The following is a 13,067-nucleotide window of genomic DNA, read 5'->3' as shown; positions in this document are numbered from 1 at the left end:
GGAGCCCACTGCACTGGCATGGCGGAAGCGGGAAGAGAAAAATGACGGCATCAACGCACCGGCTTCCGCCGGTTCGTGATCCTGAAGCCCCGTCCTTCAGGGCGGGGAGAGTTCACATGGGCCGCATTCCGGCAACTCCTTCGAACGGGTGGAAATCCGGGCTCGCAGCCGGCGCGCCATCAAGCACGGCGCCGGTGCGGCCCGCAAGCGAAAAGGGCCGTTCGAAATGACGGGATGCCAAACAGTTGCCATGATCTTCGAGGAGAGCAGGCGTATCGATTGCCAGGAGTTTTGCATGCATATGATGAAGACCACCTTCGCCCTGATCGCCGCGGGCCTTTTCCCGCAGGGCGCAGCCGCCACGACATGTTTCTTCCAGCACGAGAACGAGATCCTGATGGAGGGAAAATGCGAGTTTTCGTTCGATGAGTACGGTGATGGCGGCTTTGGTGCGCAAGATCCGCGCCGCGGGACCTTCCTTGTCTTCGAGCCCGAAGGCGGCCACGTGAGCTGGGGCCTGAAGGGGTGGAGCAAGGTGGGCGAAATGGATTGGGGTCTTCAGCAGGACGGCGCCTGCTGGAAGAACTTCTCGACCACGCTTTGTGCTTGGGAGTAAGGCCGAGGCACCCGGCGCGTTGAGACGTCCGGGTGCCCGAATATCGAGGCGAACGGCGGGTCGGCCGCTTAGTCCGCGGACCCGGCCGTGATCAGATTTTCGATCACGCCCACGAAGAGCGGGAAGTTTACGGCCATGACACCGGCGATGACGAAGGTGAGACCGGGGCCAAAGGTCTTCGGGCCGCCGCTGCCCTGCGCGGACTGGTTCAGGAGGAAAAGTCCGCGCATCACAGCGACGAGCCCCACGAACTGGATGATCGTGACGATGCCGACGATCATGGTGCGGCCCGGCGAGTCCGCGTCCAGGAGGCCGATCGTCGAGGGCGCGTAGGAGAAGATGCTCTCGGGGGCGGGCCTGTCCGACTGGCCGAAGATCGTCTGCGTCAGGCTCTCCACCAGGCCCGGGAGCGCGATGAAGCAGACACCGATGACGAAAGTCCAGCCCGGCTGCGACCAGGAGCCGGCGCTCTTGCCAAGCTCGCTGCGTTTGGCAGAGCCCTTGATGGCCACGATCACGAAGCCGACACCCATCATGTAGGACAGGATGTAGAGCAGCCCACTCAGGCCGCCACCCCCGCCGCCGGGGGTGATCGCGTTGACCACGTTGTTGATGATCTGAAGAAGGTCGACCATTGGTCCGGTCCTTTATTGCAGTTCGCCGGTCAGGGAGCGTGGGGCGGCGCGGCGCGCCGCCCGACCCCGGGTCAGGAGATCAGGACCGAGCCGTTCTCCATCACGATCAGGCGCGCGCCGTCGGTGGTGGGGATGATGTCAAGGACATATCCGTAACCCTCGACGAAATCGCCGACCTTGACGTCGGACGGGACGGCGGCCTTGGCACCGGGCGCCTTGGCTTCCGAGGCGGCCTTTTCGAAGACTGCGCCGCTGCCCGGAATGCTGGACGGCGAGGTCGCAGCCACGCCTTTCACGCCGCCGGGCGCTCCGTTGATGGCGATGCGGGCGATGAGGCCGAGATCGCGGGCCATACCCTCGAGACGGTCATTGAGATCCTCGAGCGAACGCTCGACCGCGACACGGTCGGCCGGGTCGGTGGTCTCGACAGCGGCGACGCGCCGGGACAGGTCGACGATCAGGCTCTCAGCCATGTTCATCTTTTCCTGGACGCGCACGAACTCGACCAGGACCTCGTTCTGCGCGAGCGCCAGCGCCTCGGCGCGCTCCGCCTGGTCCTTGGCCGTGGCGAGCTCGGCCTGGAGGCCGGCGATCACCCCGTCGCGCTCGACGGCCTCGTCGCCCATCGTGTTGAGCTTTTCGAACATCAGGTCGATAGCGGCCTTGGTTTCGGCCAGCTCGTCCTTGGTTGCGAGCCCCTCGAGCATGTCGCCGGTCACGCCGGCAGCGGCCCCGGCATCCGTTTGCCCGGTCGGATCTTCAAGAAAGAGGTCCGAAAGGTTTCCGTCCGCCGCATTCTCGAGCCCTGCCGCGATCGAGGCAAGCTGGTCGACGGAGTCGTCTGCCGTGACATCGGGCTCGGAGATCGCCTCGGGGGCCGGGATCTCCGCGGCGAGATCGGCAAGATCCCCCTGCTCGGGCGCGGCCACGTGGTAGGCATCAGCGGCAGCGACGGGGTCGACATCCGAGACGGGATCGGCGGCATCGGCAACAGGATAGGCGTCGCCCGCGGTAAAGGCATCGTTGATCGGGTTGGTGGCCGTGCCGGTATCGATACCGGCAACGGAGCCAGCATCCGCCGGCACAGCGGTCGGGGCCGGCGTGGCGAGATCGGTGATGACCGGGCCGGGCGTTGCCTGTACGGGAGCGGCGATCGGGGTTCCGGCCGAAGTGTTGGCCGGGGTGCCGGCGCCAAGGGCAAGGAAGCCGCCAACAGCGATGATCGCCGCGACACCGGCGCCAGCCGCGATCAGCGGCAGCCGGCTCGTCCGTTTCGCCGGGATCTCTTCCGCGGCAGGAGCGGCACCGGCAAGATCGTCACCGGCAAGGCCAGCATCGGGTGCGGCGATGGGATCAGTTGCGTGCGCGTCCTCACCGGCATCCTCGGACATGTCCATCCAGTCGAGAGCGGCCGGTGCGGTGGCCGGCTTCTCCCGATCCATGGAGCCCAGGTCGATATCCTCAATATCAATTTCGGTTTTCGCATTCGATGTCACGACGGACTCTCCTTCTTCGTACGCCAGGTCCGCATCGGCGACATCGACCGGATCCCCGTCATCTTTCTCCTCGGGCATGACCGTGCCCGTCTCGGCGGGATCATCCTCCGGATCCTCTCCGGAGAAAATGGGATCTGCGGGGAAATCCCCAGAAATCGCAGCCTCGAGATCGGAAAGCGAATTCTCCTCTTCCATCTCGTGGGTCCAGAAATCCGCCTCATGCGCAGGATCTTCATCCTCCATGAAGGCTTCATCCGCCGCGGGGGCCAGGTCATCCATGAGCGGGATGATGTCGCCATCGGGATGATCTTCGTCATCGGGGGTGGTGGCGTCCACGAAGGCCTCGTCGAGGGGGTCCGTGTCATCGTCGGCGAGGGCGGCGTCGCCAGCGAAGGCATCACCGTCCATGAAGGGCTCGTCGTCAGAGCCGATCTCGTCGAGGGGGTCCGTGTCATCGTCGGCGAGGGCGGCGTCGCCAGCGAAGGCATCACCGTCCATGAAGGGCTCGTCAACCTGCGCGCGGACCTCGCTTTCGGGGTCGGCACGCCCGGCCAGGATCAGATCCGACAGGCTCTGAGTTGCAAGGTCATCCTCGGGCATCAGGAAGTCGGACAGGGTTGCGTATTCCGTCGAGATGGCGGGATCCTTCCCCTCATCACTGAGGGGAAGGTCATCCTCGGGTGTCTCAGGGCTGCTCATCGCCCGGACATGATCGGACGCGGCGCGGTTCCGCTCGATATCAGCGGCGTCCGCCTTCACGAAGACCGGCATACCGTCATCCGCGTCAGTGCTTGTGGCGGCCGGGACGGCCACCTCCTCGTCGACGGCGAGGGGCCAAGCGGCGTTAACAAGGTCATCGCCATCGTCAAGATCTTCGCCATCGTCAAGCCCGCCGATAACGACCGGGACATCCTGGCTCTCGGTGAGGAGTTCCGCGGCAGGTTCCTCCACCGTTTTCACGGCACCCTTCCCGGCAACCGGCGACGACACCGCGGCGGGAGGCGCCAGCAGCGGGTCGACCGCCCCGTCATCATCGAAAAGATCCGACATCTTCGCGATCTGTGCGATACGCTGCGCGTAAGTATCGAGCTCGCCCTGCGCGGCGCCGATCGCCTTCGGATCGAGAAGCTCGGATTGGCGCGCCTCGAGGCTCGGCGCGAGACGCGCCTGCGCCAGGATGATGCCGCTCCGCTCGTCCTTCTGGATCTGGGCGATGGGTTTGATCGGTTTGCTCATCTTTCCCCCGATGATGCTCTTTTCGTTACGGTTCAGTTGCCGTTCGCTACGTGGCCGGTCCGTCAGGACCGGCTCTCGTAGACGGGGTCGACGAAGAGGATACCCAGCGGATAGCCGTCCCGCAGGATGATCTTCGGCCCCTTCGGTGCGTAGGTCATGATGTCCGAGGCAACCGCGGTCGAGGCCGCAGCGACGCCGGCCAGCAGGCTCTGCTCGGCCGTGGCCGCATCGATGGACACCGTGGCGTTGTCGCCGGATCCAACCACGGTCGTGGAAGGCTGCGCGGCACTCTCGGCGAAACCGCTGATGAAGGTAGAGGCGACAATCGGCGCGTAACGCGCGACATAGCGGCGCTCGACATCGCTCGCGACCGCGGTCTCGGCGCTGCGGCCGTCGACAGCAAAGGCGTTGACCGCCATCACGGTGCCGTCCTCGAGGGTCATGTTGCTGAACGCCACGACCATGCGGCCCGCAGTCTTCTCGGCCGTGAACTCACCCACGAGCCGCGCGCCCTTGAAGTCACCGGAGGTGATCTCGACCATCACCGGCGAGGGCGAGTCGGAGTTCACCGAGGTGAGCGTCTCGGCGTAGATCACGTCACCGGGACGGATGAGGATCGCCGGCGCCGGCTCACCGCCGGATCCGGCATCCGCCGACCCGTTCATGCCTGAACCGGATACTCCGTCCTCCTTCTCGGCGGTCGTCACCGTCGCGCTGGACATCTGCTTCGGCATGAGGGCCGGGGCCATGGATGCCATCTGCGAACCGATCCTCGCGATATATGGATTCTCTTCCTTTTCCCCGCCGTTCTCGCTGACAGACCCGGATTGCGCCGCAGGCTGGGCCTGCTCGACCCGCTTCGGTGCGGGCTGCGGCTTCGGCAGAAGCCGGCGCTCGACCGGCTTCGCCTGCTCCGCGGGCGCGGCCTCCTGAACCTTCGCGGCCTCGTCGGGGATCGCCACTTCGCGGATCTCCATGGGCTCCTCGACCGGCTGCATGATCACCTCCGGGGTCGGTACCGAGGTGATGCCGAGCTCCCCGGCACGTTGCGCACGGTTCTCGTTCATGGTGCGGACGGAGTCCTGGTAGAGTTCGCTGTCACGCTGGATGACGCCGCCGGGGGTCGCATCGAGGCTCGCCGCGCGCGGCGCGACGCTCGGAGCGACCTGCTGCTTGGCGGTGTAGAACACCCCGCCACCGATCACCAGCATGGCGCCGCTGACGAGAAGGCCAAATTTCACCACCGGGGGCAGGCCGGACTTGCGGCGCGCCGGGGCGGCATCGTCGATCACGTCCCCCTCGGGAATGTTCACCGTATCATTCGGGTTCTGGGTCATCTCTATTTCCTTCAGGGCAGAACGACATCGGCGCGGACGATCGTGCCGTCGACGGAGAAGAGCGCGACCGAGCTTTTCGAAACCTCGTAGACGCGGATACCGTCGGGGCCCGACATCGACGACAGCCACGATGGCGAGAGAAGCGGGTGCTTCGAGCGCAAGTAGAGGTTCTCACCGATGATCCAGCCGCGTGCATCGACGCCCTGGACCTGGACCGGCTTGCTGCCGGCCGGGAGGTCTACGCCGGAAAGCACGGCCAGGAGGGTGGCGGACCCCGCCTCACGCACAGCGAGATCCTCGGCTGCGGTGTTCGCGCTCGCATTCGGTCCGGCGCTCATGATCTGGACGTCATGGCGGAAATGCGCGGTCTTCTCGGAAATGCCAACACGCATCACCACCGGTTTCGGCTCGCCCTTCAGGACGATGACGAGGTTGGTCCAGCCGAGCCGCGCCAGCGGCGTGACCGCGACGTTGTTCGACTCCTCGCCGAGCTGGATGACCTGGAAGTCCGAGCCGCTGCCAAGGACGTATTGCGTGATCGGCCAGGGCTGGCCGGTGACATCGTAAAAGCCGATCACCGAGGCGATGCCTGGCGCGACGGTCAGGGTCGGTGGGGTTTCACCGGGCTCCAGGGAGATGAATCCCGCATCAACCCGCGCGTCGGGCTCCTCGCGTTCGAGAAGTGCGCGCTGGCTTTCATCGAAGATCTCCCGGTAGCGGCGGATCATGTCGGGCGTCATCGGGAAGTTTTCCTCGACCGCCTCGTTGAAACCCTCGACCTTCTCGGCGCTGAGATGCTTGCCGTCGGTGATCTTGGGAAGCCCCTCGCCGGCTGTGGCGGCGGGCGCCGCAGCGCCGCTGCCACCGACAGCCATACCGGTGCTGGCCGACGGCACGTAACCGGAGAACCCTCCGGACGGGCCGTCGGCCAGCCCGCCCACAACGGCAGCGGGGGAACTGCCGGCGGACGGATTCTGCTGAGCGAAAGACAGCCCCGCCGAAGCCATCACGGCCAGGATCGCGGTGCTGGAGCCCAGGATCGTCTTCTTCATGCTAAGGATTCCTTTTCGCATTATCGGATCACTTCACCAGGACACGGGTAATCCCGACACCACGGGAACTCTGCCAGGTGGGCAGGCGGCTGATCTGGATCTCCGCCATGCGGTTGTCCGTGCTCTGCTCGGAGGAGGATTGGTAGGTGATCGTGATCGGAACCTGGACGATCCAGCTGTAGCGGCCGGTCTCGTCCGGCCCGGCCTTGACGATGACGGCACCGTTGGCCACCACGCTCGAGATCAGGCGGCGGTTGCGGACGAAGTCCAGCATCCCGGACCCCTCGATGGCCTCCAGGAAGTTATTCCAGCCGTTCGGGCGCTCGAAATACTCCGAGGCCGCGGCGAGGTCCGAGCGCCAGTTGACGAAGTTGAACGTCAGCGAGCGGGTGATCGCCTCGACGGCGAAGTTCGTGACCTGGCCATCGTTGAGATACGGGGTCTCAACGCCGATGATCGGGATGATGCCGCCATCCTCGCGGGCGATGAAATAGCGCGGCTCGGGCTTCAGGGAAAAGGCCCACCAGGCGGCACCGATGGAGACGAGGGTCGCGGCCGCCATCGCCATGGTCGCGATCGCCATCCGCATGAAACCGGTCTGGTAGGTTTCATGCCGCGCCAGCGCGGTCTCGGTGGCGCCGTATCTGTTTTTCATGCTCATGCGTTATCGACCCCGATCGAGAAGTGCTTCAGCGGAACGATGATCGAGCGGGAGATCCCCATGCCCGGCCCAAACCGGACAGTTTTTCCCATTTTCACACCGTCGGCCTGATGCATAACATCCGGGTAGGACCTGGCGTAAGGGGTCTTGTCCAGCATGTTGCGGATCGGCGCCGCATTTTTGTGGATAAGCATATGGGTCGCCACCTGGCCAGCCAGGCAGGGCGTGTCGCCGATGCCCGGCCGCATGCCGTAGCGCAGAAGGACCTCGCGCGCCTCGTCCTGCGACATGATCGCGTCATCCTCGCTCTCGTAGCCGCAGGCGATCTCCATCAACGAGCCGACCTGCTCACTGCGGCTACCCGCGTTGCGGCCGTCGAGGCGGACCTCGTGCGACATGATCTCGCGGAACAGGCGGTCGTGGTCCTTGTCCTCGGAGATCTCGCTGTTGAAATCCAGCATCTGCTCGATCACGTTGAACTCCGAGGAGATGAAATAGGCCGCCTCGCGCTCGTCGGCCGGGATGCCGTCACGCAGCATCAGCCAGCAACCGGTTGCGAAGGTTCCATAGACATCGGCGACCCGGCGCTCGAGGCCGAGGCTGCAGAGCCCGTGGACCATGTGCATGTAGGTCTTGTGATAATCCCCCGCGCGGCGGATCATCCGGCCGATGAAGCGGTCCGAGAACTCCGGGGTGAGCAGCGCGCTCGCCGGGATCTCGATGTCGCGGGTGAAACCCTCGTGCTTGCGGCCCGAGGCGAGCTGCAGGCGGGCGAAGCGCGAGCGGTCGGCAGCAGCCTCGAGTTGCGGCACGATCGAGGTCATGAGGAAGGTCGAGGCGATCGAGTAGTAGCGGTGCGAACCGCCGCCGGAGACACCCTGCGCCACGACCGAGTTGCTCTCGACCGCGGAATGGCGGGCCATGCGGATGATCGCGTCCATCCGGGCGCGGTTGTCGCGATCCTCGCCTTCGGCCTCATCGAAGATGACCGGGACCGAGCGGCCATTGAGCATGTTGCGGATACCCGGCTCGCTCGAATTCGACAGGACGTTCACAACGTAGTCGCCAAGCACCGGCTTGATGAGGTTGTTCACGATCCAGGACTTGCCCGAGCCGCGCTGGCCGTCGAGCCAGAGATGCGGGCGCCATTTCAGGATGCCGCAGATCGGCGAAATCGCGGTCCAGCCAAACAGCGCCATGATCGCGAGCTCGCGGCGCTCGGACCGCCAGTCGAGCGAGGAAATGATCGAAAGATACTGCCGCACCTCGGCCGCGTCGGCCAGGAATGGGTTGTTGACCTCCGGGGTGCGGGTCGACGGGCCGATGCAATAGCAGTAACGGCCATCGAACCGGTCCAGCTTGACGATATTGCGGCCCTCGACATAGAGCTTGCTTCCGGTATTGAACACGACAAGCCCGCCATCGATGCGCGCGCCCTGGGCGCACTGCAGGCGCGGATCCCAGACCCCGGCGTCGTAGGATCCCGCAATCATCACGTCGATCGCGGTTTCCCAGTTGATGCTGGACGGCATTCCGTTGCGGTCGAACTTGCCGCCGAAATGTTCGAGCCACCAGTCGCGCGGCGCGAGACTCAGAAGGCTGTTGGGCTTCATCGCCGACGCAGTCAGACCGAAGATCTGGCCCGAACGCAGCGACATGTAGTAGTTGACCTGGTCAAGATAGCCGAGGCAGCGGAAGTGCGGGTTGCGCAGCGGGTGCCCGCCGGCGGCGGCCTCGTCCCCCTCATCCTCGCCATCGTTGGCCTCGAGGTCGCCGGGCGGCAGCGCAGACCCGGCGCCGGCATCTCCTGCTTCGGCGGACACATCCTCCCCGGCGCGGATCTGGGCGTCATCGGGTGCGGCCTCGTCTCCACCCTCCTGTTCGAGGGCGGCGATCACGTCCAGCCAGTCGCTGTCATCCCCGGCCGCATCGGCGGCGACATCAAAAGGGGCGAGCTCGGCCGGCGCCTCCCGGCCGGCACGCTCTTCGGTTTCGGGCTGATGGGTCGGGGACTGACGGAGGCTCAACATGGTCTTCTCCACCTTGGAGGAATGCTTTTCGATATAGGATCTGAGTCTATCGGGGCTCCAGCCTTCCCTTTCCGCATCGGCGATGTCCCAACCGGATTCAACGCCGGAAGGCGGCGTCACCGCGCAGATCGAGGGCATGTCGGGCGCGCCGAAATCGATGGCGCGCTGGACGAGGGCGCTCAGGGTCTGGAGCACATAGTGCTTCTGACGGTCGACCACCGAGCCATCGGGGCGCTCGAGCGGCTTGTCCGCATCGGGCCAGACCGTGAACGAGACCGGGCGATCGCCGATCAGGCGCAGGAGCGGCTCCCAGTCGGCGTAGATCGACGAGCTGCCGCCGCCCATCGGCGACAGGACCAGCCAGTCGCCCGCCTGATCGGTGGCGGCGATCAGCCGGGCCGCCGCGTCGCGGGTCTTTTCACCCTCGACGATCAGGACGTTGCGGCCACCGCGGGCATTCCAGGCCCGGGCATGCTCCAAGCCGAAGACCGGCTTGGCCTCGCCCTGGCGCGGCCCAAGGACAATCCAGGCGAGGCGGGGGTCGCCCGGCGCGGCCTTCTCGGTGAGGTAGCGCGGACAATCAGGGCTCGGCTCGGCAAGACGGGCCGGAATGAAGAACTTCTTGCCATTGAACTCGATACGCATGACCGACATCAGGAGATCGCCGGAGATGGACCGGTATTCATGAACCATGGCCGGGAAATAGCGCTTTTCCTCGCGCATCTTGTCGCCGGCCTGGCCGCCATTCTCCCAGATCCGGAACTCAATCCCGGCGCGCGGACGGCGCATACCGTCACGGACCGGGATGAAGGTCGAGGGCAGGAGGGTCTCGGGCGCTTCCTGGATCCTCGCCTCCGGGTAGCGAATTGCCTGGCGCGCGGCCTGCCGACCGGTATTCGGGCGACGATCCCGCCGCAGCGGCTCAGGGATCTCGACCCCCGCGCGCTCGGCGCCGAACAGCACCGCCGCGCGGAAATCGATGTTCTGGGTGTCGCAGATCAGGCTGAACACGTCGCCTGCCGCCCCGCAGCCCGCGCCAAAGCAGCGATAGCGGCCCTTCTGCACATTGACGTTGAAGGAAGGGCTCTTCTCGACATGGAACGGGCAGCAACCCTCGAGCATCCCGCTGCGACCCTTCAGGGTGACGCCGGTCAGCTCGGCGAGCGCGCGGTCGATCGGGTAAGCCGATTTCACCCGGTCCTTCAGCTCGGTCATGAGCCGGAAGATCTCCTCTCGCGACGGAGTCACGTCATGACGATTTTTCGCATGGGCGTTCATCAGCAGCGCCCCCCGTACTGGACGACATAGTCGGAGCCAGACCAGGCCGAGGTCGATTTGCAGGGCTCGCAGATCCGGTTGCCAGGCCCCTCGCTGAAAAAGGTCTTCGAGCAGGTAAGGCAGGGTCGCAGCTTCGCTTTAGCGTTTTTCGCATTCGCGGGGGCAAATTTCTGCGCCGCGGTCGCCTTCGGCGGCAGATGAAGCCGCGATGCCTTGATGGCGACGGCGTTCTCCTGGCGGCCGAGCTCACGGGCAATCTCGAGATTGCTGCGCCCTTCACCCCAAAGCCGGATCAGCGTCTGGATATCGGCATCCTCCCAGGCGCCAGTCTTTCTGAAGGGATATCCATCCCCTGCCGGTCCGGTGCCGGAAGCAACCATGCCTTCCCCCATCGCAATCTCTCGGTGAAATCTTGAACGAGGTGCAGTATTGCCGATGAGAATGCGAAAACGCAAGAGGGCAAGTTTTTCCGCAGGGCTCGACTTCCGGCCGACCTTCGTTACAGTGATGAAAAGATTGCGAAAAAAATTTATTTGATGCGGTCGGGGTGGATGGCGCCTCCAGGCTGATCTGGAGGTTTTTGACGAAAAAAAGCATGATTACGGGATTGTATCATGCTTGCGGAAATTGCGAAAAATAAACAAAGTAAAAAAACACTGAAAAAACAAGACTGTAACACTGTTACATGCCGTTACGGATGAAGTAACGCCGCTAACATATTGATTCCTAGAGCATAAAAGTAAGTAACTGTATCTGTAACACGGAATATGAATAGATATATATAGAGGAAGAGGGACTTATCCCCAGAGTCCTTGAGAGACTCATAGATATATATTTATCCAGCGTTACGGGCGTTACGGCGTTACGCTGGCCGAAATTCCAACAGTTTCAAAACCTTAGGCGTAACACGCGCCGTCACACCAGTGTTACGCCCCGGGCCAGTGGACCGGTCTGCCGGGTGCGCGTGGGACCTGGGCGTGAGTTTTCCACATTGGCGTGCTCCCAGTCCGGAAAACTCGTTGGAGTGACTTTCATATTTTCGCATATACTGAACCGTGCCTGCATGTGCGCCCCGAACGGCATGAACGCCGCCCGGGCCGGTGCGTTGATTGAGAGGAAGTATCTATGAAGCATTGGAAGAACTCGGCGGCCGTGCTGGTGGCCTCGGCGGTGACGCTTGCCAGCCCGGCGATGGCCCAGAATATCGGCCAGATAGCCGACGGCCTGACCACCCAGGTTTCCTCGATCGGTATCCTGATCGAGGTCGTGAGCTATGTGCTCGGTGTCGCCCTCGGGATCGCTGGCCTGATGAAGTTCCGCGCCCACAGCCAGAACCCGAACGATCCGTCCAACAAGATGAGCACCGCCTTCATGCTCATGTTTGTCGGCGCGGCCCTCGTCGCCATCCCGGCCGTGCTCGGCTCCGGCATCTCGACGATCTTCGGCAGTGGCGCGGACACCACCAACGGCAACAACGGCTTCGGTCTCAGCCTGTAAGCGCGATGTGCGAAAAAAGGAGCGCCGCGAACGCGGCGCTCCACCAAAGCCTGATGAGGAATGATCATGCTGAAAAAGACGGGCGGCCGGTGGTGCAATACCATGACACTGGCGTTGCTTCTCTCGCTCGGCGCTGGTGCGGCCTCGGCCCAGGCGCTCGACCTTGGCGGCATCGCTGACGGTCTGACCGCTCAGGTCAGCCGTATCGGCGTCCTGATCGAGGTCGTGAGCTATGTGCTCGGTGTCGCCCTCGGGATCGCCGGCCTGATGAAATTCCGCGCCCACAGCCAGAACCCGAACGATCCGTCCAACAAGATGAGCACCGCTTTCATGCTTGTCTTCGTCGGGGCGGCCCTCGTCGCCATCCCGGCCGTGCTCGGCTCCGGCATCTCGACGATCTTCGGTGAGGGCGCCGCGACCACGAATGGCAAGAGTGGCTTCGGCCTGGTGGTGAACTGAAAAAAGGTCCAGCCATCATTGGCCGGACCCGCAATTCCTGGGGGTCGCCATGCTTGCCGACATGATGAGGTCATCCCTTGTCACCATGAACCTGCGCGTGCTCGATCACGCAGCACTCCTGGTACCGCAGGCCGCGGATTGCGCCGCGGTCTTCGCCCGCGACAAGGACCGCTGCCACGTCTGCGGTTTCCGGGTGCCGGGCATGATGGAGATCGACCATCTCAAGGGGCACCGCAAATGCGGCCCCGAGGCGATGGCCTGCATCTGCCAGTTCTGTCACAACCTGCGCCACCCGCTCTGGGCTGGCGCGCGCAAGCGCATCGTCCCGGTCTTCGCGCCCGACCTTACCCAGGAGGACCTGCACCGGCTCGCCTGGGTGGTGCTGGCCTGGCGAGACGCCGGGGAGGCGCCGGTCGATGTCTCCGGTATCCGCGCGGATATCGCCGCCCGCCATGATCGGCTGAAGGAGATCCTCGGCTGCATCGACGCGGAATCGCTCTTCGAGGCCGCCTTCAGCCTGCGCGACATGGTCGGCGAGAAGCAGGCCATGGAGACGCTGATGCGCGTCGACCAGTATCTGCGCTTCTGGCCGGCCGAGGTCATGCCGGGTCACGAGAATCTCCTGAAGGGCTCGCGTCTCTCCACCTGGTCGCTCGGCGGCTACAAGGTGATCGCGCAGATGGCCGCGCGGGCAATCCGTGAGGATACCAACCCGGACTTCGAGAAGATCAGGGCCGCCGCCGCATCCATGGCTGAGCAACAAGGATAGA

The 13,067-nt window shown here is 64.4% G+C and carries 11 protein-coding genes; 4 read left to right on the top strand and 7 right to left on the bottom strand.

Features of this window, described 5'->3' with window-relative positions; genetic code table 11:
- Window positions 1–148 precede the first annotated feature (148 nt).
- Window positions 149–616: a hypothetical protein gene (locus OM960_RS13615; RefSeq protein WP_264772351.1), complete on the top strand. Its 468-nt coding sequence runs from the start codon at window positions 149–151 to the stop codon at window positions 614–616.
- 68 nt (window positions 617–684) lie between these two features.
- Here OM960_RS13615 and OM960_RS13610 read toward each other — a convergent pair whose 3' ends face one another.
- The 7 genes from OM960_RS13610 to OM960_RS13580 form a co-directional block, all read right to left on the bottom strand.
- Entirely contained in the window at window positions 685–1,251 is a 567-nt protein-coding gene (locus OM960_RS13610) for a hypothetical protein (protein ID WP_264772350.1), read from the bottom strand.
- A 71-nt stretch (window positions 1,252–1,322) separates the two neighbouring features.
- Window positions 1,323–3,983, bottom strand: coding sequence for a hypothetical protein (locus OM960_RS13605; protein WP_264772349.1), 2,661 nt, complete (start codon window positions 3,981–3,983; stop codon window positions 1,323–1,325).
- 62 nt (window positions 3,984–4,045) lie between these two features.
- Window positions 4,046–5,320: a DotG/IcmE/VirB10 family type IV secretion system protein gene (locus OM960_RS13600; RefSeq protein WP_264772348.1), complete on the bottom strand. Its 1,275-nt coding sequence runs from the start codon at window positions 5,318–5,320 to the stop codon at window positions 4,046–4,048.
- A gap of 11 nt (window positions 5,321–5,331) precedes the next feature.
- Window positions 5,332–6,372: a DotH/IcmK family type IV secretion protein gene (locus OM960_RS13595; protein ID WP_264772347.1), complete on the bottom strand. Its 1,041-nt coding sequence runs from the start codon at window positions 6,370–6,372 to the stop codon at window positions 5,332–5,334.
- A gap of 28 nt (window positions 6,373–6,400) precedes the next feature.
- Complete coding sequence (locus OM960_RS13590) at window positions 6,401–7,027, bottom strand: type IVB secretion system apparatus protein IcmL/DotI (RefSeq protein ID WP_264772346.1); 627 nt, start codon at window positions 7,025–7,027, stop codon at window positions 6,401–6,403.
- A 2-nt stretch (window positions 7,028–7,029) separates the two neighbouring features.
- Window positions 7,030–10,311 (bottom strand): CHC2 zinc finger domain-containing protein, encoded by a 3,282-nt coding sequence (locus tag OM960_RS13585; RefSeq protein WP_264772345.1) that lies wholly within the window; start codon window positions 10,309–10,311, stop codon window positions 7,030–7,032.
- Window positions 10,312–10,340: 29 nt separating this feature from the next.
- Window positions 10,341–10,721 (bottom strand): GcrA family cell cycle regulator, encoded by a 381-nt coding sequence (locus OM960_RS13580; protein ID WP_264772344.1) that lies wholly within the window; start codon window positions 10,719–10,721, stop codon window positions 10,341–10,343.
- Window positions 10,722–11,466: 745 nt separating this feature from the next.
- Between OM960_RS13580 and OM960_RS13575 the strand changes: the two genes are divergently transcribed.
- The 3 genes from OM960_RS13575 to OM960_RS13565 all read left to right on the top strand — a co-directional run bounded on the left by OM960_RS13575 (window position 11,467) and on the right by OM960_RS13565 (window position 13,066).
- A complete protein-coding gene (locus tag OM960_RS13575) occupies window positions 11,467–11,838 on the top strand; it encodes a hypothetical protein (protein WP_264772343.1) in 372 nt (123 codons plus the stop codon).
- Between the two features lie 66 nt (window positions 11,839–11,904).
- Window positions 11,905–12,297 (top strand): hypothetical protein, encoded by a 393-nt coding sequence (locus OM960_RS13570; protein WP_264772342.1) that lies wholly within the window; start codon window positions 11,905–11,907, stop codon window positions 12,295–12,297.
- Between the two features lie 64 nt (window positions 12,298–12,361).
- Complete coding sequence (locus tag OM960_RS13565; RefSeq protein WP_264772341.1) at window positions 12,362–13,066, top strand: HNH endonuclease; 705 nt, start codon at window positions 12,362–12,364, stop codon at window positions 13,064–13,066.
- The last annotated feature ends 1 nt before the right edge of the window (window position 13,067 follow it).

This window comes from Defluviimonas salinarum (assembly GCF_026013545.1).
Classification (GTDB): Bacteria; Pseudomonadota; Alphaproteobacteria; order Rhodobacterales; family Rhodobacteraceae; genus Albidovulum; species Albidovulum salinarum.
This window is presented reverse-complemented; position numbering and strand designations above follow the sequence as displayed.

Excerpts from the sequence above, each read along its gene's own strand:
- OM960_RS13600 (WP_264772348.1), bottom strand. The coding sequence starts at position 5,320 with ATGACCCAGAACCCGAATGATACGGTGAACATTCCCGAGGGGGACGTG.
- OM960_RS13590 (WP_264772346.1), bottom strand. The coding sequence starts at position 7,027 with ATGAAAAACAGATACGGCGCCACCGAGACCGCGCTGGCGCGGCATGAA.
- OM960_RS13595 (WP_264772347.1), bottom strand. The coding sequence starts at position 6,372 with ATGAAGAAGACGATCCTGGGCTCCAGCACCGCGATCCTGGCCGTGATG.
- OM960_RS13605 (WP_264772349.1), bottom strand. The coding sequence starts at position 3,983 with ATGAGCAAACCGATCAAACCCATCGCCCAGATCCAGAAGGACGAGCGG.
- OM960_RS13575 (WP_264772343.1), top strand. The coding sequence starts at position 11,467 with ATGAAGCATTGGAAGAACTCGGCGGCCGTGCTGGTGGCCTCGGCGGTG.
- OM960_RS13570 (WP_264772342.1), top strand. The coding sequence starts at position 11,905 with ATGCTGAAAAAGACGGGCGGCCGGTGGTGCAATACCATGACACTGGCG.
- OM960_RS13565 (WP_264772341.1), top strand. The coding sequence starts at position 12,362 with ATGAGGTCATCCCTTGTCACCATGAACCTGCGCGTGCTCGATCACGCA.
- OM960_RS13610 (WP_264772350.1), bottom strand. The coding sequence starts at position 1,251 with ATGGTCGACCTTCTTCAGATCATCAACAACGTGGTCAACGCGATCACC.
- OM960_RS13580 (WP_264772344.1), bottom strand. The coding sequence starts at position 10,721 with ATGGTTGCTTCCGGCACCGGACCGGCAGGGGATGGATATCCCTTCAGA.